Here is a 21574-nt window from a genome sequence, read left to right on the forward strand (position 1 = left end):
TGATAGTGCTGCAACCAGTGTGAAAGTAGGTTATCGTCAGGCTTGTTATTCGCAGTAGAGAAAAACCCGCTCAGCAATGAGCGGGTTTTTTTTCGTCTGCTGCTTTCTCCTCTTGTTCAAGCAAAAAAACCGATGGCACCGTTGCGCGGTGCCATGCGCTGGCGTCGACGCCAGCGAGCTTGTTTCCCCTCTCTTTCCCATCCAGGTGCTCGTTTGTGCATAAAAGGCAACAAGCAGACATATTTATATAAGTGCTTATATAAATACTGCTAGTATGGCTACATGCAACAAGCCCCCGGACTCCCGAGACGTCCCCTGATTGAAGACAGTAACAAGCACTCCCTGACAACCTTTGAGGAAAACGATGATGGACAACACACTGCGCCTGGCAACGAAAAAATCCCCCCTGGCACGCCTGATGGCCTATCCACTGGTGCAGATCGTGCTAGGCATGGTCCTCACCTTTGCCGCGATACCGCTGGTGATGGGCATCGCTTCCCACCTGCTGGACAAGCCTTACCGCATCCTGTGGCCGCAGCTGCTGGCGGCGGCGCTGGTGTGGTGCGCTTACCGTTTTTATGTGCGCCATATCGAGAAGCGCCAGCCCGTCGAACTGGCGCTGCCGGGCATGGCGCGTGAACTGGGGCGGGGACTGCTGCTGGGCGCGGGACTGGTCGGCCTCACTTTCCTGGTGCTGGCCATGCTGGGCGTATATCAATTCAACGGCGTCAATGCCCTGCATGCCGCCTTGCTGCTGCCGCTGGCCGAGCTGCTGCTGGTCGGCATGGCCGAGGAGATGATGTTTCGCGGCATCCTGTTCGGCGTGACCGCACGCGCGCTGGGCAACAAGGCGGGCATCGTGATTTCGTCGCTGCTGTTCGCCCTGGCCCATCTGCCCAATGCGGGTTTTTCCCTGCTGGCCATTGCCGCCATTGCCGCCTACGGCATGCTGCAGGCGGCCCTGTACCTGCAGACGCGCCGGCTGTGGGTGTGCATCGGCACGCATGTCGGCTGGAATTACTGTGTCAGCCAGGTGTTTTCCTCGACCGTATCGGGGCATGCGGCCACGGGCGGCCTGCTGCGTGGCGAGCTGGCGGGCAATACCCTGCTGACCGGCGGCGCCTTCGGCGTGGAAGCGTCGCTGGTGACTATCTTGCTGATCGGCACCGTTGCCGCCTACGTGCTGCGCCTGGCCCTGGCCAGTGAAAAGGCTGCCCGGCCGGCACCGTACGCGCCGCGGGCATAAGCGGCAACGGGGTTTTACTGGCCCGCGACCGCCGGCGTGGCGCCGCTCCTGGCCACCCACTCGATCAAGGCATCGACGGCGGCGCGGCCGTTGCCGTTACCCACCAGGTCGCTATTGATCATGGCGACCACCACGCATAGCTGGTTGTTGGCATCGGGCACGTAGCCGGCGATGGCCACGACATTCTTCAAGGTGCCCGTCTTGATGCGGGCACGCGCGGCGGCCGGGCTGTTCAGCAGGCGCTTGCGCATGGTGCCGTCCAGCGCCACGATGGGCAGGCTGGACTGGAACTCGGGCGCCCACGGGCTGTACTGCATCGCTTGCAGGACACCGGCCATTTGCGCTGGCGCAATACGCCCCGTGCGCGACAGGCCGGAACCATTGTCGACCAGCATGCCCTGATCATTGATATTGTGCCGCTGGAACCATTCGCGGATGACTTGCCGCGCGCGCGTGGCCGTGTCTTCCGGCGCCGCCATGGCGACGGGACGGCTGCCCAGCCAGCCATCGCTTTGCAGGCTGCCCAGGCTCAGGAACAGGGTGCGGGCCAGGGTGTTGTCGGACGTCTTGTTGATATCGCGCAGTACTTCCGGCAAGGCGCGCGCCACGTGGTCGGCCAGCAGGCGGGTGCCGACGGGATCGGCCGTGGGCGGCACGCCCGTGCTCGCTGCTTCGCGCACCGTGCCCGTGATCGTGCCGCCCAGACGTTTCCACGTGGCGCGGAACAGCCGGTCCGCGTAGTCGTTGCGGTCGAGCACGTTGATGCTGGTGGACTTGCTGCAATTTTGCGGGAAGGTGCCGTGCAGTATCACCTGCAGCTTGCCGCCCGCATCGCGTCGGTATTCGGGCGGGCGCCAGCCGTCTTCCCACTTGGCGCAACTGCCCTTGACGAGCTTCATGTCGCTCGTGATGGTGACATTTTCCAGCGGCGGCTGCATCTGCAAGGTCAGTTGCCGCTCCGTCGCGCTCATGTCGATATCGATCAGATTGGTATTGAGCAATAAGGCATCGGGAATGACGTTGTAGCGGAACTCGGCCGATTCATCGAAGGGCGGCGCGCCGATATCGGGCCGGGCCGGCTGGAACAGCTGGCGGTCGAGGATCAGGTCGCCCTTGATCTTGACGATGCCCTGGGTGCGCAGGGTTTGCAGCATGTGCGTCAGCACGTCCGCATTGAAATCCGTGTCCGCGCCGCCGCGCAGGATCAAGTCTCCCTTCAGCACGCCATTGATGACGTCGGCGCTGGTGCGCAGTTCCGTGCGGCCGCGGAAGATGGGACCCAGCTGCTCCAGGCCCACGGCCGTCGTCACCAGCTTCATGGTGGAGGCGGGCTGCATGCTGCGCTCCGCGCCATGCGAAAGCACGGTGGTGTTGCCGCGCAAGACGATGGCGCCCATGGCGTCTTCGGGGATATTCGCGCTGCGCAGCAGCAGGCTGACGGATTCGGGCAATTGCGCTTGTGCATTGGACAGACCGATGCCGGCCAGCAAGGCAGCGATGAGGATGGGACGGAACATGGCTCTCCTTAGTGGAAAAAGACGTAGGCAACGAAGACGGCCGTGATCACGCCGGCCAGATCGGCGATGAGGCCGGCCGTGATGGCATAGCGCGTCTTGCGGATGCCCACGGAGCCGAAATACAGGGCCACGATATAGAAGGTGGTGTCGGCCGAGCCCTGGAAGACGCAGGCCAGGCGGCCGACGAAGGAGTCGACGCCGTAGGTGTTCATGGCATCGATCATCATGGCTTTCGAGCCGGAGCCGCTGAGCGGCTTCATCATGGCCGTCGGCAGGGCGGGCACGAAGTCCGTATTGATGCCCAGGTTGGCGAAGAACCAGTTCATGCCGCTCATCAGGAAATTGAACACGCCCGCGTTGCGGATCACGCTGATGGCCACCAGCATGCCGACCAGGTAGGGAATCACGGTGATCGACGTCTGGATGCCGCCCTTCGCCCCTTCGATGAAGGCGTCATACACGTTGACCTTCTTGCGCAGGGCACCGATGATGAAAATGGCAATGACGCTGATCAATACCAGGTTGCTGACCACCTTCGACACCAGCTCGATTTCCTGTTTCGTCAGGTATTGCGTGAAGTACCAGATCATGGCGACGATGGCGCTCGTCATGCCGCCCATCCAGCCCAGCACGACGCGGTTGAGCAGATTGATGCGTTGCTTGATGGAGACCGTGATGATGCCGACCATGGTGGCGACATAGGTGGCGATCATGCAGGGGATAAAGATGTCGGACGGGTCGGCCGCGCCGAGAATCGAACGCTGCGCCATGATGGCCAGCGGAATCAGGGTCAGGCCCGAAGTATGCAGCACGAGGAACATGATCTGCGCATTCGTCGCCTCTTCCTTGTTCGGGTTCAGGGTCTGCAGGCTTTCCATGGCTTTCAGGCCGAAGGGCGTGGCCGCATTGTCCAGGCCCAGCAGGTTGGCCGAGAAATTCATCACCATATGGCCTGTGGCCGGATGGTCCTTGGGAATTTCCGGGAAGATGCGCGAAAAGAAGGGCGCGATCACTTTGGCCAGCCAGCCGACGATGCCCGCCTTTTCGCCGATGTTCATGATGCCCAGCCACAAGGTCATCACGCCCGCCAGCGGCAGGGCGATATCCATCACGCCCATGCGCGCCGTCTCGAAGGTGCCATCGATGATGCGCTTGAAGATATCGGTATCGCCGAGAAACAGCCACTGCAGCACTGCGGCCAGAAAGCCAACGAGGAAAAAGCCGGACCAGATGTAATTAAGTGCCATATGCGATCAATTTTGTGTGTCGGGAGTGAGAAATGTCTGCAAACAAAGTATAGGGGCAGCCCGATACGAGTTGATGAAAGAATGCAGCAATCGCATGCCAAAAAGTTATAAGCTGGCAGCCTGTTTTCATTGGCGCCCCATGGCTTGCCCGCGTAGTCTGGGCAAGGCCTGTTCTTTACCTGATTTGTTACTCCTGTCTGCACTGGACCACTGATGATGTTTTTACGCAAATCCGCCTGCGCCGCCGGCCTGGCCCTGTTGACGCTTTTCATGGCGCCCGTGCATGCCGCCGCCGATGCCCGCGCGAATAAAACCCTGCACTTGTTTTTGAGCACCAGCGAGACGGGCCTGGACCCGGCCGTGGCGTCGGACCTGGCCAGCCTGAATTTGATGGAAAACATCTTCGACCCGCTGCTGCGCTATGACTACCTGGCGCGCCCGGTGCGGCTGCAGGGCAATACGGCGCGCGGCTTGCCGACGGTGGAAGATGGCGGGCGCACGTATCTCTTTCACCTGCAGCCCGGCATCTTCTTCACGCCGGATCCCGCCTTCAAGGGCAAGCCGCGCGAAGTGACGGCGCAGGATTATGTCTACAGCCTGACGCGGCTGTATGACCCGGCCCTGAAGTCCCCCTGGCTGTTCTTGCTGGAAGACAAGCTGGTGGGCGATGCGGCCCTGAAAAGCAAGTTCAGCTACGACACGCCGATCGCCGGCCTGCAGGCGCTGGACAAATACACCCTGCGCATCCGCCTCAACGGCGTTGACCCGAACTTCCTGTTTTACCTGGCCATGCCGGCGACGGCCGTGGTGGCGCGCGAGGTGGCCGAAGCGTATGCGGCGCCGGGACAGATCGGCAACCACCCCGTGGGCACGGGGCCGTTCCTGGTGCAGGAATGGAAGCGCAGCGACAAGATCGTGCTGCAAGCCAACCCGACCTTCCGCCCCACCGTCTTCCATACGGAGGCCAAGGCCCTGGCCGCCCTGCCGCCCGATGCGCGCCCCATCGCCAGCGCGCTGGAAGGCCAGCGCCTGCCCCTGGTCGAACGCATCGAGGTGCGCATCGTTGAGGAATATCAATCGCGCATGCTGGGTTTCTTGAAAGGCGAATTCGATTACCTGGAGCAGGTGCCCGAATCGATGACGGACATGGTGCTCGTCAATGGCGGCTTGAAACCGGAACTGGCCGCGAAGGGCTTGCAGCTGACGCGCTTTCCCGTGCTGCAGACGTACTACATGTGGATGAACATGGACGACCCCGTGCTGGGCGGCTATACGAAAGACAAACTGGCCCTGCGGCGCGCCATCGCCCTCAGCTACAACAGCCGCGAAGATATCGCCTTGCTGAAAAAAGGCCTGGCCCTGCCGGCGCAATCGCCGCTGCCGCCGAATGTGCTGGGCTATGACAAGGATTACCGCAGTCCCGTCGTCTACGATCCCGTCCTGGCGCGCGCCCTGCTGGACCGCTTCGGCTACAAGACGGGTCCGGATGGCTTCCGCACGCAGCCGGACGGCACGCCCCTGGTGCTCACCATGCACACGGAGCCGAGCACGGTGGGACGCTTGCGCGATGAATTGTGGCGGCGCAACTTGAACGCCATCGGCCTGCGCGTGGAATTTAAAAGCGACAAGAAGACGGAAATCATCAAGGCTTCGCGCCTGGGCAAGGTGCAGATGTTCGAGACCAACTGGATCGCGGACTTTCCCGACGGCGATAACTTTATGCAATTGTTGTATGGTGGCAACGTTGGCCGCGCCAACTATGCCCGCTTCAACCTGCCCGATTACAATAAACGCTATGAGGAGGCGCGCCTGCTATCCGATACGCCGCGCCGACGCAGTCTGTACTTCGACCTGTCTCAGCTGATCCACGCTTACACGCCGTGGGCATTGCTGACGCATCCCATCTCTGCCGACTTGCAGCAACCGTGGCTAAAAAACTACAGGCGCCACCCCGTGGAATTCACGTCCTGGCGCTACCTGGATGTCGATACCGCCAAGGGTAGCCCCGCACGCAAGTGACCACGCCGCTGAAACGGGCATTCATTCCTAAAAGTTATGGTTAGGAAAGCATTTTTCATTGGCTGGCCGCGGATGCATCGCGCTACTCTGAAAATGAAAACAAATAAAGTCATGCGCAAATGTCATAAAAAAATGTACCGCGAGACAGACAGCTGCGACGTGAAAAAACAGCCTGACTTGATAACTCAAGTTTCGATTGCCCAACAAGGAGAAGACCTGTGAAATTGAAGAAGCTAGCGCAGTTGGTGGCATTGATGGGGGTGGTGGGGCCGGTGATGGCACAAGAGGCGGCGGCGCCAGCAATGCAGCGGGTCGAAGTGACGGGCAGCAGCATCAAGCGCGTGGCCAAGGAAGGCGCGCTGCCGGTGCAGGTCATCACCTTTGACCAGATCGAAAAGCAGGGCATCACGACGACCGAACAGCTGGTGCGCACCCTGTCGGCAAATGGCACGGGTGCCGATAACATGACTTCGGGCAATAACGTCTTTGGCGCCGATGCGGACCGTGTCAGCGGCGGCGCCTCGTTCGCCTCGCTGCGCGGCCTGGGACCGTCGAGCACCCTGGTGCTGCTGAACGGCCGCCGCATTGCCACGCACGGCGCCAGCGGCAAGTCGGTCGACTTGAATTCGATTCCGCTGGGCGCGATTGCCCGCGTGGAAATTCTCAAGGATGGCGCCTCGGCCATCTATGGCACGGACGCCATCGGCGGCGTGATCAATTTCATCCTGAAAACCAATTACAGCGGCGTGGAAGCGTCCGTTTCCACGAATGACACGCAGGCCGGCGGCGGCGCCACGCGCCGCGCTTCCCTGCTGGCGGGCACGGGTTCGCTGGACACGGACCGCTACAACATCATGGCCAGCCTGACCGTCGACAAGGCCCAGCGCCTGAACGGCAGCGACCGCTCCTTCGTCAACGGTTTCCAGCCGGAACGCGGCCTGTCGCCCGACACCACGGGCACGCCGTTTGCCAACCAGCTGTCGGGTGCCGGTACGGCGCTGGGCGCCTCGTTCCAGCTGCCTGGCGATCCGAACAAATACCTGCAAGCCAATCCGCTGAGCTTCCAGGGCAAGTGCGACACCATCCCCGGCATGTCGCAATACCAGACGGAACTGTGGAAAGACGTCACTTCGCCGCTGCGCACCAAGTACTCGTGCGCCTATGACTATGGCGCCGACTACGTGCTGCAATTCCCCGTCGAACGGGCCAATTTCCTGTCGCGCGGCACCGTGCAGCTGGCACCTGACCACCGCATGTTCGTCGAAGTGCTCGGTTCGCGCACCAAGGCCACGGCCATCCTGACGCCGATGCAGGTGCAGGCGACGATCGCCAACAAGGCCGTGTATCCGGTGGGCGGCGCCTATTACCAGGACCTGTCGGCCTACATTCCCACGTTCGACAACACCAAGCCGATTTCCTACAAATGGCGCGCCAATGACGTGGGCAACCGCACGCAGGAAAACACCACCGACAATGCCCGTGTGCTGATCGGCTTCGAAGGCAATTTCGGCAAATGGGATTACAAGGCCGGCATTTCACGCGCGGAAAGCAGCACCAAGACCAAGCTGACGGATGGCTATTCCTACACGGACAAGCTGTACGCGGCCCTGGCCACGGGCATCATCAATCCGTGGGTAGGCGCGGGCCAGAGCCAGACGGAAGCGGCCAAGCAATTGATCGAATCGACCAAGTTCCGTGGCGCCTTCCAGCACGGCAAGACGACCCTGACGCAGATCGACGGCTCCGTTTCGGGCGAGCTGTTCCAGCTGCCGGCCGGCGCGCTGGCCGTGGCGGCCGGTTTTGACTTCCGCCGCGAAGGCTATAACTTTGCGCAAGACGTCGATGCCACGCAGATTCTGCTGGCGCCAGGCAATGCCGCGCTGAATGATGCCAGCCGTACCGTCAAGGCCGTGTATGCCGAGCTGCTGGTGCCGGTCATGAAAGACCTGGAAATGCAGCTGGCCATCCGCCGCGACGATTACAGCCTGGTGGGCGCGACGACGAACCCGAAAGTGGCCTTCCGCTACCAGCCGGCCGACTTCCTGCTGTTCCGTGGTTCGGCCAGCAAGGGCTTCCTCGCGCCGAGCTTCCAGCAACTGTATTCCGGTTCGCTGAGCCAGGAATTGCCGAACGGCGTGATCGACCAGGAAGGCTGTGCCCAGCATCCGGGCGTGCCCGAGTATTGCGCCATCGACCGCCTCGACTACAAGACGGGCGGCAACAAGAACCTGAAGCCGGAAACGTCGAAGCAGGGCAGCGTCGGCATCGTCATCGAGCCGTTCAAGGGATACTCGGCCTCGTTCGATTACTGGGCCATCAACACCAAGGACCGCATCCTGAACCGCACGCCGCAAATCGTGCTGGCCAACTACCAGGCGTTGAACCAGTACATCATCCGCAAGCCGGACGGCACCATCGACTACGTGCAGGCGGGCTGGATCAATGCGGCGGGCAGCCGCGTGCGCGGCCTGGACGTGGGCTTGCGCGGCGAAGGCAAGGTCAACGACGTGAAATGGACGGCGACCCTGGACGGCACGTACATGGACAGCTTCAAGTTTGCGGAATATCAAGGCCAGGAATACCAGGAACTGGTCGGCAAGTTCTATACGCGCGATCTGTACCTGCGCTGGAAACACAATGCCAGCTTCGGCGTGTCGCGCGGCGACTGGAGCGGCTTGCTGATCCAGAGTTTTTCGTCGGGCTACAAGGACCAGGTGCCGAACGGTGGCAAGGGCACGCCGCCGCCGGGCTTCAATCCGGACGTTTCCAGCTACACGACGTATAACCTGTCGGGCACCTACACGGGCTTCAAAAACACCACCATCACCGTGGGTATCCAGAACCTGTTCGACCGCGATCCACCGTTCACCGCGCACAACGTGGATGAAGTGGTGGGTGCCGGCTGGGACCCGCGCGTGGCCGACCCGCGTGGCCGCTCGCTGTCCTTCCAGCTGAAGTACAAGTTCATGTAAGGCAAGCATGCCGGCGGTGATCCTGCCGGCATGCTAACCTCGTGCGGCGGCGCCTGGCGCCGCCGTTTTTATTCCAGGAAAGGGCCGCATGTCCAGTCAGACCAATCTCAGCCGGCGCCGCTTCGGCGGCCTACTGGCCGCTACCCTGGGGGCGGCGGGCACACCGGCGTGGGCGGCGGCCGCGCAAGGGAAGGGCAAACGCATGCAACAGCAACATTCTTTGATCAAACCGGCGCGCCTGCGCCAGGGCGACCTGGTGGCCATCATCGCACCGGGCGGTTTTACGGACGAGGACGCCATCGCCAAGGCCGTGCGCAATGTCGAATCGCTGGGGCTGCGCGCCAGCCTGGGGGCCAACATCCGCGCCGTGCACGGCAACTATGCGGGCACGGTGCAGCAGCGCCTGGACGATCTGCACGGGGCCTTCGCCGACCCCGAGGTCAAGGCCATCTGGGCCATCCGCGGCGGCTCCGGCTGCATCTCGCTGCTGGCGCTGCTCGACTATGCCTTGATCCGGCGCAACCCGAAGGTGCTGATCGGCTATTCCGACATCACGGCCCTGCACCTGGCTATCGGCAGCCAGACGGGCCTGGTCACCTTCCACGGCCCCGTGGCCTCGTCGACGTTTTCCGAGTACACGGTGACGCAGCTGCAAAACGTGCTGATGACGCCGCAAGACAGTTATACGATCCCGATGGCGCTGGAGAACCACCGCCGCGCGCAGACGGACGCCAACTTCGCCATCCGCACCGTGCACGGCGGCCAGGCCACGGGACGCTTGACGGGCGGCAACCTGTGCATGGTCAGTGCCCTGGCCGGCACGCCGTACGCGGCCGATTTCCGCGACGGTATTTTGTTCCTGGAAGAAATCAATGAAGTGCCGTACCGTATCGACAGGATGCTGTGCCAGCTCGACCTGTCCATCGGCTTCCAGCAGGCGGCGGCGCTGATGCTGGGCATTTTCGAGCATTGCGAGGCGGCCGAGGGCGATACTTCGCTGACCTTGAACGAGACGCTGGACCAGCATCTGCAGCCCCTGGCCGTGCCGGCCGTCAGCGGCTACTCGTTTGGCCACATCCGCCACCAGTTCACGATACCGATGGGCATATTGGCGACCCTGGATGCGGACCGGCAAACCTTGACCTTGCTGGAAGCGGCCGTTTCCTAGTCTGTTCGTTCGCGCACGGCACGGCATGCGGATTATCAGTATGCTAGGGGCTGGACGTGGCATGGAGCCATGCCAGCACCCGGGATGGCCTATTTCATGATCAACCGCCGCGCCAGCGCCTACATTCTCAGCCACCCGCTGGCCTTCGCGCTGCAGGTGCTGAAGGGCTTTCGCGCCAACCAGGGCTTGCTGCTGGCGGGCGCCGTCGCGTATTACTCGCTGCTGTCCATCGTACCCCTGCTGATGCTGGTGGTGGTGGCCCTGTCGCACGTGATCGCACAGGACGAGTTGCTGCAAACAATCGGCCATTACCTGGAATGGCTGGTGCCGGGCCAGTCGAAGGCCATCGTGGCGGAAGTGGCGCATTTCCTCGACAACCGGGGCGTGATCGGCTGGCTGCTGCTGCTGACCATGCTGTTTTTCAGTTCGCTGGCGTTTACCGTGCTGGAAAACGCCATGAGCGTGATTTTCATTCACCGCGTGGCCATCCGCCGCCGTCACTTCCTCATCTCCGCCGTGCTGCCGTATTGCTACATCCTGTGCCTGGGCGTGGGCATCTTGCTGATCACCCTGGTGGCGGGCAGTTTGCAAGTGATGGGCGAGGAAAGCGTGCGCTTTTTACGCCATGACTGGGGCCTGGAAGGGGTATCCGGCGTGCTGCTGTATTTGCTGGGGCTGGCGGGCGAAATCCTGGTGCTCAGTTCGATTTACCTGGTCATGCCCGTGGGGCGGCTGTCGCTCACGCATGCGCTGATCGGCGGCGTCACGGCGGCCCTGCTGTGGGAAATCGCGCGCCATGTGCTGGTCTGGTATTTTTCCACCCTGTCGCAGGTCAATGTCGTGTATGGCTCGATGACGACGGCCATCGTCGTCATGTTCAGCCTGGAAATCGGCGCCACCTTGCTGCTGCTGGGCGCGCAAGTGATTTCCGAATACGAAAGGGTGGCCCGTGGCGGCGAGGAAGACAAGCCGCTGGCGCTAAGGACTTGATTTAAAAAGATTATTGCACTGCACAAAAAGCTGTGCTATACTCCGTTCAGTGATTGAGATTTGCTTGCAAATAGTCTCACTATCCAGGCTCAGCGCGGCGACCGACAGGTGTAATGTCGATGGCGTGACAGTGCGAAAGCGTGGATTTTGTAATTCCGGATACGATGGTCGATTTACACCTTGGAGTCACCATGCAGATAGCATGGGAGTCCGAAAATCAGGAGGCACTTTGCAGATAGCACTGGCGTCCATGACACGATTAAAGCATTGGTAATACATTGGAACAAGCCCGCGTTTTAGCGGGCTTTTTTTCGTCTGTTGCTGGCGCGTTGAGCAACCTACTGCGCAGCCCGCTCTCGACTCGGCGTTACTCGCCGTACTTCAGTACGGCTGCGTTACTCAAGCCGATATCGAGCTTGCTCGCTACGGTTGCTCAAGGCGCCGAGACTTTTACCGCTTCACGCGCCTTCTTTCCTTGCTTATAAAGCTCTGGCGATGAGTATCTTCTGAATATCGCTGGTCCCCTCGTAAATCTGGCACACGCGCACGTCGCGGTAGATGCGCTCGACGGGGAAGTCGGAGACATAACCGTAGCCGCCGTGCACCTGGATGGCGTCCGAGCACACTTTTTCCGCCATTTCCGACGCAAACAGCTTGGCCATGGCCGCTTCCTTCAGGCACGGCAAGCCCGCATCCTTCATGGCCGCCGCGTGGCGGATGAGCTGGCGTGCCGCTTCGATCTGCGTGGCCATGTCGGCCAGGCGGAATTGCACGGCCTGGTGCTCATAGATGGGTTTGCCGAAACTTTCCCGCTCGCGCGCATAGCTCAGGGCCGCCTCGTAGGCGGCGCGCGCCATGCCCACGGCTTGCGAGGCGATGCCGATGCGTCCCCCTTCCAGGCCGGACAGGGCGATCTTGTAGCCTTGTCCTTCTTCGCCGATCAGGTTTTCCGCGGGGATGCGGCAATTTTCGAACAGGATCTGCGCCGTGTCCGACGAGTGCTGGCCCATCTTCTGTTCCAGTCCCGCCACGATGTAGCCGGGCGTGTTCGTCGGCACCCAGAAGGCGCTGATGCCGCGCTTGCCGGCCGCCTTGTCCGTGACGGCCATGACGATGGCCACGTCCGCATACTTGCCGCTGGTAATGAACTGCTTCGTGCCGTTGATCACGTACTCGTCACCTTCGCGGGTGGCCGTCGTGCGCAGGGCCGAGGCATCGCTGCCCGTGTGCGGTTCCGTCAGGCAAAACGCCCCCAGCATGCTGCCTTGCGCCAGCGGCCGCAGCCATTGCTCCTTTTGCGCATCGTTGGCGTACATCATGGCGATGCTGCACACGGGGCAATTGTTGACGGAGATGATGGTCGACGTGCCGCCATCGCCGGCGGCGATTTCTTCCAGCACCAGGGCCAGGGACACGTAGTCGAGGCCGGCGCCGCCCAGCGCTTCCGGCACGGCCACGCCAAAGGCGCCCAGGGCGGCCAGCTCCTGCAATTCTTCTTTCGGGAAATGATGTTCCTTGTCCCAGCGGGCCGCGTTGGGCGCCAGGCGCTCGCGCGAAAAACTGCGCAGCGCTTCCTGGATCATCGTTTGTTCTTCATTGAGTATCATGGGACGTCGTCTCGTAATTTTTATGGTGTCTGGTGGAATTACCAGGCTATGGGCTTGCCATCGTAGTTGCGGAACACGGCCTTGTCCGTGGCCGGCAGGCTGGCCAGGGTGGCGCGGATGCCGGCAGCGCTTTCTTCGGGCGAAATATCGGCGCCGACGCCGCCCATGTCCGTGCGCACCCAGCCAGGGTGGAAGGCCACGCAGCTGACGCCTTGCGGGCCGTGCACGAGGGCCGTGTCGATCAGCACGGAATTCAAGGCCGCCTTGCTGGCGCGGTACAGCGACCCGCTGGGATTGCCCCGTTCGCTCAGGGACCCCATGTGCGAGGACAGCACGGCCAATTTCCCTTTGGCATTGGCGACGAGGGGCGCCAGAATCGGCAGCAAGCGCATGGCGGCCAGCACGTTGGTGTGCATGACGAGGTCGAAATCGGCCTGGGCGGGGAAACCGTCGTGGCGGGGGCCGTACACGCCCGCGTTGAGGATGGCCACGTCGAGCTTTTCATCGTCGAGCTTCCAGCCCAGGCCGGCGCAGCCTTCCACGTCCGTCACGTCCAGCTGGTGGGCTTCCGCGCCCAGTTGCTTGAGCTCCGCGCACGCGTCTGGCGTGCGGGCCGTGGCGATGACGCGCCAGCCATCGTGGCGGTATTGACGGACGAGTTCGTGGCCGATGCCGCGCGAGGCGCCGATGATCAATGCGGTAGGCATATGTTTTCTCCCTGAAAATAAAATGAAAGGCGCGCACCAGTGCACTGCACTGCGGTGCGCGCCCGTGCTCGGGAAGAGCTTATACCAGTTCGATCGCCATCGCCGTCGCTTCGCCGCCGCCGATGCACAGGGCGGCCACGCCGCGTTTGCCGCCGGTTTTTTTCAGGGCGCCCAGCAGGGTGACGATGATGCGCGCGCCCGAGGCGCCGATCGGGTGGCCCAGCGCGCATGCGCCGCCATGGATGTTGATCTTGCTGTGCGGAATGTCGAGGTCGTGCATGGCGGCCATGGGCACGGCCGCGAACGCTTCATTGATCTCGAACAAGTCCACATTGCTGCTGCTCCAGCCCGTCTTGGCATAGAGTTTTTTCACGGCGCCGATGGGGGCCGTGGTGAACTCGTTCGGCGCCTGCGCGTGCGTGGCGTGGCCGTGGATTTTCGCGAGGATGGTGCAGCCCAGCTTTTTCGCCGTCGATTCGCGCATCAGCACGAGGGCGGCCGCGCCATCGTTGATGGACGAGGAGGAGGCGGCCGTGATGGTGCCGTCTTTCTTGAACGCCGCCTTCAAGGTGGGGATTTTTTCCAGGCGCGCCTTTTGCGGGCCTTCGTCGATGCTGACGACGGTGTCGCCGCCGCGGCCGGAGACGGTCACGGGCACGATTTCCCATGCGAAGCTGCCATCCTTGGTGGCGGCCTGGGCGCGTTTCACGGATTCGATGGCAAATGCATCCTGCGCTTCGCGGGTGAAGGCGTACTGGCTGGCGCACTCTTCGGCAAACGTGCCCATCGAGCGGGCATTGCCCTTTTCATCGCGGCTGTAGGCGTCTTCCAGGCCATCCATCATCATGTGGTCATAGATCATGCCGTGGCCGATGCGGTAGCCGCCGCGTGCCTTCGGCACCAGGTAAGGGGCGTTGGTCATCGATTCCATGCCGCCCGCCACCACCACGTCGGCGCTGCCGGCGAGCAAGGTGTCGTGCGCGAACATGGTCGTCTGCATGGCCGAGCCGCACATCTTCGACAGGGTCACGGCGCCGGTGGAGTCCGGCAAGCCGGCCTTGCGCAAGGCTTGGCGGGCGGGTGCCTGGCCCTGGCCAGCCATCAGGCAATTGCCGAAATACACGTGCTCGACGGCATCCGGCGCGATGCCGGCGCGCTCGACGGCGGCGCGGATGGCGACGGCGCCCAGGTCGCTGGCGGTGACGTTGGCAAAATCGCCCTGGAAGGCGCCCATGGGGGTGCGCGCGGCACCGACGATTACGACTGGATCATTCATGGTGGATCTCCGGTATCAATGGCGTTTGTGGCGCCGGGGGAAGGTAGTGCGTCTGCTTACAAAAACGGATGTGTTGCGGATAGGGAAAGACGTCCTCGATATGGCCGTCGAGGATGCGCTGCTTGCGCGCCTGCCAGTAGGCGGCCGTCAGCAGGTCGGCATGGTGCTGCATGAAGTATTTGCGGATGCGGGGATTGCCCAGCAGGAAGCTGCCGAATTGTTCGGGAAACACATCGTGCTTGCCGATGGGATACCACGGTTCGGCCGACATTTCTTCCTCCTCCGTGCGCGCTTGCGGGATGACGCGGAACTGGCAATCGGTGATGTACTCGATTTCATCGTAATCGTAAAAAACGACACGCTGATGACGCGTCACGCCAAAGTTCTTGTACAGCATGTCGCCGGGGAAGATATTTGCCGCCACCAGTTCCTTGATGGCGTTGCCGTACTCGACGATGGCGTGTTCGACGAGGTCATCGCGGCCTTCCTTGTCGGCATTGCTCAGCCACATGTTCAGCGGCACCATGCGCCGCTCGATGTACAGGTGGCGGATGATGATCTGCGCCTTGTCCTCTTCGACCAGGGACGGGGCGAAATGCTTGAGCTCGGCCAGCAGTTCCTCGGAAAAGCGGGCGCGGGGAAAGGCCACGTTGGAATACTCGAGCGTGTCGGCCATGCGGCCCACGCGGTCGTGGTATTTCACGAGCAAATACTTTTCCTTGATCTGCGCGCGCGTGGTTTCCTTCGGCGGCGGATAGAAATCCTTGATCACCTTGAAGACGTAGGGAAACGACGGCAGCGCGAACACCAGCATCACCAGGCCGCGGATGCCGGGGGCGATTTCAAAGTGGTCCGAGGAATGTTTTAAATGCTGCAGGTAGTCGCGGTAAAACAGCGTCTTGCCCTGTTTTTGCAGGCCCAGTATCGTATAGATTTCGCTGCGTGGTTTGCGCGGCAGCAAACTTCGGAGAAATTGCACGTAGGCCGACGGCACTTCCATGTCGACCAGGAAATACGCGCGGGTAAACGAGAACAGCATGGCGATCTGCTGGTGCTCGAACAGCACCGTGTCGAGCACCAGCCTGCCCTGGCGGTTGTGCAGGATGGGCACGACGAACGGGTATTCGCGGTTGCCGTTGATGCCCTTGCCCACCAGGTAGGCGCCCTTGTTGCGATAGAACAAACTCGTCAGGACCTGGATCTGGTGGTTCGGTTCCAGCGGCTCACCGCCGAACAGTTGCCGCAGCCGCGTCTCCACCTGGGCCACGTCGCGCGCCAGGTCGGCAAAGCCGCAGTCCAGCTGGAAGTCCGTCACCATGCGCTGCAGGGTGATCCGCAAGCCATCCTGGCCCGGGTAATACACGCGGTAGGTGGGAACGAGCTCTTCCGTTTCGATGTATTCCGTGGAAACGACGGGGCGCACGAAGATGTAATCGTTGTGGAAATACGTGCGGTGCAGGATGTTGCAGCAGACGGAATTGAAGAAGGTTTCCGCCAGTTCCGGCTGCTTGTGGCCGCTCAGCATGCCGATATAGTGCAGCTTGAGTTCGCGCCACACTTCGTCGCTCAACTCCGACTCTTCGTACTCATCTTCGAGCATCTGCACGCATTCCTGCACGCGCTGGTCATAAAAGCCGATGCGCTCGCGGGCCGCCGTCTGCGCCGCCGCCCACGCGCCCTGCTCGAAGTAGCGCCGGGCCTGCTGGCTGGTGGCGCGGAACAGCCGGTAATGCTTGTCGAAGCCTTCGCGGATGGTGCGCGCGATATCGAATGCAATCTGGGAAGACAGCAGTTTGGGGAAGGCAATGTGCGTCATGTGTCTGCTCGCATTGAAAGCTCATCACCCAGTCGATATCCGCGCGCCCGTGCTTACTTGGTTTCGGCAAACAATTCACGGCCGATCAGCATGCGGCGGATTTCGCTGGTCCCGGCGCCGATTTCATACAGCTTCGCATCGCGCCACAGGCGGCCGGCCGGATACTCGTTGATGTAGCCGTTGCCGCCCAGCGCCTGGATCGCCTCGCCGGCCATCCACGTCGCCTTTTCCGCACTATACAGAATGGCGCCGGCCGCGTCCTTGCGCAGCTGGCGCACGGCTTCCGGCGTGGTGGCGCGGTCGCAGGCCTGGCCTACGGCGTAGACATAGGCCTTGCACGCCATCATGGTCGAATACATGTCGGCCAGTTTGCCCTGCATCAACTGGAATTCGCCGATGGCCTGGCCGAACTGCTTGCGCTCGTGCACGTAAGGCACGACGAGGTCCATGCAGGCCTGCATGATGCCCAGCGGGCCGCCGGACAGCACGGTACGTTCGAAGTCCAGGCCCGACATCAGCACGTTGACGCCCTTGCCCAGGCCGCCCAGCACGTTTTCGGCCGGCACTTCGCAATCCTGGAACACCAGTTCGCCCGTGTGCGAGCCGCGCATGCCCAGCTTGTCGAGTTTTTGCGCGATGGAAAAGCCCTTGAAGTTCTTTTCGATCAGGAAGGCCGTCATGCCGCGCGGACCCGCTTCCAGGTCGTTCTTCGCGTACACCACCAGCACGTCCGCGTCGGGGCCGTTGGTGATCCACATCTTGGTGCCGTTCAGGACCCAGCGGTCGCCCTTGAAGTCGGCGCGCAGCTTCATGCTGACGACGTCGGAACCGGCGTTCGGCTCGGACATGGCCAGCGCACCGATGTGTTCGCCCGTGATCAGTTTCGGCAGGTATTTCGCCTTTTGCTCGGCCGTGCCGTTGCGCTTGATCTGGTTGACGCACAGGTTCGAGTGGGCGCCGTAGGACAGGCCGACGGAGGCCGAGGCGCGCGAGATTTCTTCCATGGCGATGATGTGCGCCAGGTAGCCCATGCCGGCGCCGCCGTATTCTTCGCTGACGGTGATGCCGAGCAAGCCCATGTCGCCCATCTTGCGCCACAGATCCATGGGGAACTGGTCGGTGCGGTCGATCTCGGCCGCGCGCGGCGCGATTTCGGCGGCGGCAAATTGTTGGATCGCTGCGCGCAGGGAGGCGATGTCTTCGCCGTGGTCAAAGGTCAAGCCTGGGAGATGGAGCATGTCGTCCTCGTCGTCGTTATAGTGTGGCGGTCATGGGTGCCGGGTCAGTAAAGCTATGATACTCAGTTGTGACGTTTACGTAAACGTAAAGTGAGGCGCGCGCGACCGGTGCTGCCGCAGGGAGCGCTAGTTTGTTTGCGCCTTGTCAATGTTCAAATCCGCCAGCATGCGCGCGCACGCATCTTCGTGCGAACTGATTTCCGCCAGGGCCATTTCAATATCGATGCGCTGCTGTTCCAGGGTCTGGCGGTGCTGCGCCAGCACGCCGAGGAAGCGGTCCATCTGCGCGCGCGTGTCCTTCGGCGACTCGTACATGTCGACGAGGCTCTTGATCTCCGACAACGCCAGGCCCAGGCGCTTGCCGCGCAGGGTCAGTTTCAGGCGGGTGCGGTCGCGCGGCGTGTAGACGCGGTTGCGTCCGCCAGCACCTTCGCGTTTCGGGCTGAGCAAGCCCTGGTCTTCATAGAAACGGATGGCGCGCGCCGTGATGTCGAACTCCCGCGCCAGTTCGGTAATGGTATAGGTCGTCATGGATGCGGGCGGTGTTGGTTGCATGGGGCGGTCGGTAGAAAGAATCGGGCGCTGCAAGGCAGGCAGGGCGGCAAAGTGCCGTTTACGTCAACGTCAACTGTATTGTAGCGTGCCTTGCCCGTACCGCAACACAGAAAAATGGGGCCGGAAAGACGGGATTTGGCGATATCGGCAACAGTTACTGAAAATAAATTGATTCATCGGGCACAAACCCGCTTAAGATCGAGAGTTGGTGGCCGAGATGACACCAAAAAGAGCTTTCTTGGCGGAATGGCGACATTTCTTTCGCTGCGATGGCAGTAAAATTTTGAGAGCCGAATTCTTGCCATTCGGCACGATCAAAAAACAACGATGCACTATGAGAACGGCGGCACGATTGTTTCCATATTGAAAACAAAATGGCCCTTCTGAAAACTTTGTCTATAAGAAATTGTATGACATGAGCATTGCACTAATCGGTGGAGGAAGGCATTATCCGATACCGTACGTTGTAGTGCCAAACCGAGGCTTTGAATCGTGCTGCAGTGCGAAAATCAAGGCTAGCCGCGAATTTGACCCGAAGCCACGCAGGATAACAAGAGAAAATTCGGCCCAGGTTTTCACCCGAAAAGCCCTGCCGGAGTGTTAATTGTTAATTAATGCATTTTTCAAATGTAACAATCTGTATGGTCATTCAAGAAACTGACTTTCATGTTACAACATGAAATAGTACACCTATGAATTCTTCTAACGAACGCGAAAGCTTCAGCCAGCGACTTCAGTTGGCTCTCAAAAACGCCCATTATTCTCCAGACAGCCCGACCAGACTGGCGCGGGAATTCAATATCCGTTTCGACGGGCGTCCGATTACCGTGCATGCTGCTAGGAAATGGTTAGTAGGTGAAGCAATTCCCACGCAAGAGAAATTGCGCATGATTGCCCAGTGGTTGGGCGTGCCTGCGGAATGGTTGCGTTTTGGCGGTCCGGAAAGTGCCACGCCGAATGGCGAAGCGGGCAGCGCCTTGTCGCGTTTTGAGTCCGCCGATGTGAAATTGATTGCCGATTTGCAAAGATTAGATGAACATCATCGTCAAATCGCGCGTGAATTTATTCGCATGCTGGTGAGAGTCAACTACCAAAAGTAGTCCATCAGGCCTGTTCAGGCCGGCGCCGTCCGCTTTTCGCTGGCGGCGTATCTCCTGTTCTTTTATTTGCGCAGAGTCATACTGGAGACATGATTTTGCCGCACAATGAGACCTCGCATGTTGCGCTGCAGCGGGATTATTTGATAATAATCCTGCCTGCCGCGGCGCAGCGGCCAATACCAGCGCATAATCACATCAGAAACAGCCAGTTCATCCACTACGGAGCCGAGCATTTGAGCCGTCTTATGAAAAGTAACTACAGCAATACCGCGCAGCTGAAGGACTTGATGACCGTGCCTCCCATGACTGCCGCGCAGCATGCGGAAGTGATGCGCAAACGGATCGCCCACCGCAGGATGGTGGAAGAAGCCAGGGATTTGAAGCAGGCCAGTGCCACGCAATTCGAAAAACGCTAGTGGTGGATGCTTGACCAAAGCTGCTGCGCGTCGCGCTTTGCGGCCGGCGATCCTCATCGGCTCGGCGCCCCCGTGCTTCAGCACGGTTGCGCTGCCTGACCACACGGAGGCACCGAGCCTCACTGCCGCTCGCTACGCTTTTGTCAGGCATCGTGATGCCAGTGAATTAGTGAATTAGTGACGCCAACTAGAGGATAGGGGTGTCGCCAGCGGACTTCAAGCCATTCCACCGCGGTGCCAGGCTGTGCTCGATGCCGAGCAGGTCGATGACGCGCGCCACCGTATGGTCGACCATTTCCGCAATGCTGCCGGGATGGTGATAAAAGCTGGGCAAGGGGGGGAAGATGATGCCGCCCATTTCCGTCACGGCCGTCATGTTGCGCAGGTGCGCCAGGTTGAACGGCGTTTCGCGCACCATCAGGATCAGACGGCGGCGCTCCTTGAGCACCACGTCGGCGGCCCGCGTGATCAGATTATCCGACAGGCCATGGGCCACGGCCGCCAGGGTCTTCATCGAGCATGGCGCCACGACCATGCCGTCCGATTGGAACGAGCCGCTGGCGATGCTCGCGCCGATGTCGCGCAGCTTGTGCACCACGTGCGCCTGCGCTTCGATATCCTTGCGCCCCACGCCCGTTTCCTGGTGCAGGGTCAGTACGGCGGCATCGGACAGGACCAGATGCGTCTCGACGCCGGGGATGGCGCCGAGCAATTGCAGCAGCCGCAAGCCATACACGGCGCCCGTGGCGCCCGTGATGGCCACGACGATACGGCGCGGCCGCTGCTGCTGCTGCTGCTGCTGCTGATTAGGCATCCAGCAGGGACTTCAGTTCGCCCGATTCAAACATTTCATTCATGATATCGGAACCACCGATGAACTCGCCTTTGACATACAGCTGGGGAATGGTGGGCCAGTTCGAGTAATCCTTGATACCTTGACGCACTTCCGGGTCATCCAGCACGTTGACAGTGGCGATGTTTTCCACGCCGCATGCTTTCAGGATCTGGATGGCGCGGCCAGAAAAGCCGCACTGCGGGAACTGGGCCGTGCCCTTCATGAACAGCACGACGGGCGTGTTCGTCACGGTTTCTTTGATCCAGGTTTGTACGTCGCTCATAGCTGCCTCTGATGGGTAAATAAATAGATGCCGTCATTTTATAAGAAAACGCCGGCGCGGGTATGCGCCCAGGTCATAAATCGGGCAAGTGAGCCACGCCGGCGTTTATAAGGGCTTGCCCAGGCAGGCCGATTGCGCCGCGCCCACGTATTTTCCCCAGGCAATGACGGGTGCATAGCCGTGTTTGGCATAAAACGCCATGGCGCGGGCATTTGCCACGCGGGTGGACAGGTGCAGCCGCGCATAGCCGAAGCGGCGCGCCTGCGCTTCCACATGGGCCAGCAGGGCCGCGCCCACGCCGGCAGAGCCGGGGCGCGCATACATGCGCTTGAGTTCGCCTACGGGACTGTCCGCCACGCCGTCCAGCGGGCGCAGGGCGGCGCAGCCCAGCAGTTCACCGGCGCCGTCGCGGGCAATATAGAAGCCGCCGCGCGGCGTGGCCGCCTCCACGTCGAACGAGGAGCGGCCGCTGTCGCCATTGATGCGCAACAAGGCCGCCGATAATGCATCGAGCAGCAACTGCGCATCCGGGCCGGCGGCGTCCGCCGCCAGGATGGTGATGTCCTGCCCGGCGGCCATGGA

General features: G+C 61.3%; 18 protein-coding genes. 7 read left to right on the top strand and 11 right to left on the bottom strand.

Annotation, left to right across the window (positions count from 1 at the left end; genetic code table 11):
- Positions 1-364 precede the first annotated feature (364 nt).
- Positions 365-1246 (top strand): type II CAAX endopeptidase family protein, encoded by an 882-nt coding sequence (locus EBS11_RS21720; RefSeq protein WP_290606312.1) that lies wholly within the window; start codon positions 365-367, stop codon positions 1244-1246.
- 14 nt (positions 1247-1260) lie between these two features.
- On the opposite strand, the gene dacB is transcribed toward EBS11_RS21720, so the two are convergent.
- Both dacB and EBS11_RS21730 read right to left on the bottom strand, forming a co-directional pair.
- Positions 1261-2763 (bottom strand): D-alanyl-D-alanine carboxypeptidase/D-alanyl-D-alanine-endopeptidase, encoded by a 1503-nt coding sequence (gene dacB / locus EBS11_RS21725; RefSeq protein ID WP_290606313.1) that lies wholly within the window; start codon positions 2761-2763, stop codon positions 1261-1263.
- Positions 2764-2771: 8 nt separating this feature from the next.
- Entirely contained in the window at positions 2772-4010 is a 1239-nt protein-coding gene (locus EBS11_RS21730) for a nucleoside recognition domain-containing protein (protein ID WP_034753725.1), read from the bottom strand.
- Between the two features lie 216 nt (positions 4011-4226).
- Between EBS11_RS21730 and EBS11_RS21735 the strand changes: the two genes are divergently transcribed.
- The 4 genes from EBS11_RS21735 to EBS11_RS21750 all read left to right on the top strand — a co-directional run bounded on the left by EBS11_RS21735 (position 4227) and on the right by EBS11_RS21750 (position 11159).
- Complete coding sequence (locus EBS11_RS21735) at positions 4227-6029, top strand: ABC transporter substrate-binding protein (protein WP_290606329.1); 1803 nt, start codon at positions 4227-4229, stop codon at positions 6027-6029.
- A 218-nt stretch (positions 6030-6247) separates the two neighbouring features.
- On the top strand, positions 6248-9001 hold the full coding sequence (locus EBS11_RS21740; protein ID WP_290606314.1) for a TonB-dependent receptor: 2754 nt from the start codon (positions 6248-6250) through the stop codon (positions 8999-9001).
- Positions 9002-9089: 88 nt separating this feature from the next.
- A complete protein-coding gene (locus EBS11_RS21745; RefSeq protein WP_290606315.1) occupies positions 9090-10169 on the top strand; it encodes an LD-carboxypeptidase in 1080 nt (359 codons plus the stop codon).
- A 96-nt stretch (positions 10170-10265) separates the two neighbouring features.
- On the top strand, positions 10266-11159 hold the full coding sequence (locus EBS11_RS21750) for a YihY/virulence factor BrkB family protein (RefSeq protein WP_290606330.1): 894 nt from the start codon (positions 10266-10268) through the stop codon (positions 11157-11159).
- Between the two features lie 479 nt (positions 11160-11638).
- On the opposite strand, the gene EBS11_RS21755 is transcribed toward EBS11_RS21750, so the two are convergent.
- The 6 genes from EBS11_RS21755 to EBS11_RS21780 all read right to left on the bottom strand — a co-directional run bounded on the left by EBS11_RS21755 (position 11639) and on the right by EBS11_RS21780 (position 18334).
- Positions 11639-12766, bottom strand: coding sequence for an acyl-CoA dehydrogenase family protein (locus EBS11_RS21755; protein ID WP_290606316.1), 1128 nt, complete (start codon positions 12764-12766; stop codon positions 11639-11641).
- Positions 12767-12804: 38 nt separating this feature from the next.
- Positions 12805-13473, bottom strand: a complete 669-nt coding sequence (locus EBS11_RS21760) for an SDR family oxidoreductase (RefSeq protein ID WP_290606317.1) — start codon at positions 13471-13473, stop codon at positions 12805-12807.
- A 79-nt stretch (positions 13474-13552) separates the two neighbouring features.
- Positions 13553-14749: an acetyl-CoA C-acyltransferase gene (locus EBS11_RS21765; protein ID WP_290606318.1), complete on the bottom strand. Its 1197-nt coding sequence runs from the start codon at positions 14747-14749 to the stop codon at positions 13553-13555.
- Positions 14742-16565, bottom strand: a complete 1824-nt coding sequence (gene aceK / locus EBS11_RS21770; protein ID WP_290606319.1) for a bifunctional isocitrate dehydrogenase kinase/phosphatase — start codon at positions 16563-16565, stop codon at positions 14742-14744. The genes EBS11_RS21765 and aceK overlap by 8 nt, the downstream gene beginning before the upstream one ends.
- Before the next feature lie 53 nt (positions 16566-16618).
- A complete protein-coding gene (locus EBS11_RS21775; protein WP_290606320.1) occupies positions 16619-17803 on the bottom strand; it encodes an isovaleryl-CoA dehydrogenase in 1185 nt (394 codons plus the stop codon).
- A 126-nt stretch (positions 17804-17929) separates the two neighbouring features.
- Positions 17930-18334 (bottom strand): MerR family DNA-binding transcriptional regulator, encoded by a 405-nt coding sequence (locus EBS11_RS21780; protein WP_290606331.1) that lies wholly within the window; start codon positions 18332-18334, stop codon positions 17930-17932.
- Between the two features lie 716 nt (positions 18335-19050).
- Here EBS11_RS21780 and EBS11_RS21785 point away from each other — a divergent pair.
- Positions 19051-19458 (top strand): hypothetical protein, encoded by a 408-nt coding sequence (locus EBS11_RS21785; protein ID WP_034753756.1) that lies wholly within the window; start codon positions 19051-19053, stop codon positions 19456-19458.
- Between the two features lie 89 nt (positions 19459-19547).
- A complete protein-coding gene (locus EBS11_RS21790) occupies positions 19548-19874 on the top strand; it encodes a hypothetical protein (protein ID WP_290606333.1) in 327 nt (108 codons plus the stop codon).
- A gap of 187 nt (positions 19875-20061) precedes the next feature.
- On the opposite strand, the gene EBS11_RS21795 is transcribed toward EBS11_RS21790, so the two are convergent.
- From EBS11_RS21795 to EBS11_RS21805, 3 genes are all read right to left on the bottom strand, one after another.
- Positions 20062-20688: a UbiX family flavin prenyltransferase gene (locus EBS11_RS21795; RefSeq protein ID WP_290606321.1), complete on the bottom strand. Its 627-nt coding sequence runs from the start codon at positions 20686-20688 to the stop codon at positions 20062-20064.
- Positions 20681-20992 carry a Grx4 family monothiol glutaredoxin gene (gene grxD, locus EBS11_RS21800; protein ID WP_034753766.1) on the bottom strand — a complete coding sequence of 104 codons (312 nt, stop codon included), beginning with the start codon at positions 20990-20992 and terminating at the stop codon, positions 20681-20683. The genes EBS11_RS21795 and grxD overlap by 8 nt, the downstream gene beginning before the upstream one ends.
- A gap of 105 nt (positions 20993-21097) precedes the next feature.
- On the bottom strand, positions 21098-21571 hold the full coding sequence (locus EBS11_RS21805; protein WP_290606322.1) for a GNAT family N-acetyltransferase: 474 nt from the start codon (positions 21569-21571) through the stop codon (positions 21098-21100).
- Positions 21572-21574 lie beyond the last annotated feature (3 nt).

This window comes from Janthinobacterium sp. (assembly GCF_009923995.1).
Taxonomy (GTDB): Bacteria; Pseudomonadota; Gammaproteobacteria; order Burkholderiales; family Burkholderiaceae_D; genus Janthinobacterium.

Excerpts from the sequence above, each read along its gene's own strand:
- EBS11_RS21755 (WP_290606316.1), bottom strand. The coding sequence starts at position 12,766 with ATGATACTCAATGAAGAACAAACGATGATCCAGGAAGCGCTGCGCAGT.
- EBS11_RS21720 (WP_290606312.1), top strand. The coding sequence starts at position 365 with ATGATGGACAACACACTGCGCCTGGCAACGAAAAAATCCCCCCTGGCA.
- EBS11_RS21750 (WP_290606330.1), top strand. The coding sequence starts at position 10,266 with ATGATCAACCGCCGCGCCAGCGCCTACATTCTCAGCCACCCGCTGGCC.
- aceK (WP_290606319.1), bottom strand. The coding sequence starts at position 16,565 with ATGACGCACATTGCCTTCCCCAAACTGCTGTCTTCCCAGATTGCATTC.
- EBS11_RS21790 (WP_290606333.1), top strand. The coding sequence starts at position 19,548 with ATGATTTTGCCGCACAATGAGACCTCGCATGTTGCGCTGCAGCGGGAT.
- EBS11_RS21780 (WP_290606331.1), bottom strand. The coding sequence starts at position 18,334 with ATGACGACCTATACCATTACCGAACTGGCGCGGGAGTTCGACATCACG.
- EBS11_RS21785 (WP_034753756.1), top strand. The coding sequence starts at position 19,051 with ATGAATTCTTCTAACGAACGCGAAAGCTTCAGCCAGCGACTTCAGTTG.
- EBS11_RS21730 (WP_034753725.1), bottom strand. The coding sequence starts at position 4,010 with ATGGCACTTAATTACATCTGGTCCGGCTTTTTCCTCGTTGGCTTTCTG.
- dacB (WP_290606313.1), bottom strand. The coding sequence starts at position 2,763 with ATGTTCCGTCCCATCCTCATCGCTGCCTTGCTGGCCGGCATCGGTCTG.
- EBS11_RS21765 (WP_290606318.1), bottom strand. The coding sequence starts at position 14,749 with ATGAATGATCCAGTCGTAATCGTCGGTGCCGCGCGCACCCCCATGGGC.
- EBS11_RS21795 (WP_290606321.1), bottom strand. The coding sequence starts at position 20,688 with ATGCCTAATCAGCAGCAGCAGCAGCAGCAGCAGCGGCCGCGCCGTATC.
- EBS11_RS21745 (WP_290606315.1), top strand. The coding sequence starts at position 9,090 with ATGTCCAGTCAGACCAATCTCAGCCGGCGCCGCTTCGGCGGCCTACTG.
- EBS11_RS21760 (WP_290606317.1), bottom strand. The coding sequence starts at position 13,473 with ATGCCTACCGCATTGATCATCGGCGCCTCGCGCGGCATCGGCCACGAA.
- grxD (WP_034753766.1), bottom strand. The coding sequence starts at position 20,992 with ATGAGCGACGTACAAACCTGGATCAAAGAAACCGTGACGAACACGCCC.
- EBS11_RS21735 (WP_290606329.1), top strand. The coding sequence starts at position 4,227 with ATGTTTTTACGCAAATCCGCCTGCGCCGCCGGCCTGGCCCTGTTGACG.
- EBS11_RS21775 (WP_290606320.1), bottom strand. The coding sequence starts at position 17,803 with ATGCTCCATCTCCCAGGCTTGACCTTTGACCACGGCGAAGACATCGCC.
- EBS11_RS21805 (WP_290606322.1), bottom strand. The coding sequence starts at position 21,571 with ATGGCCGCCGGGCAGGACATCACCATCCTGGCGGCGGACGCCGCCGGC.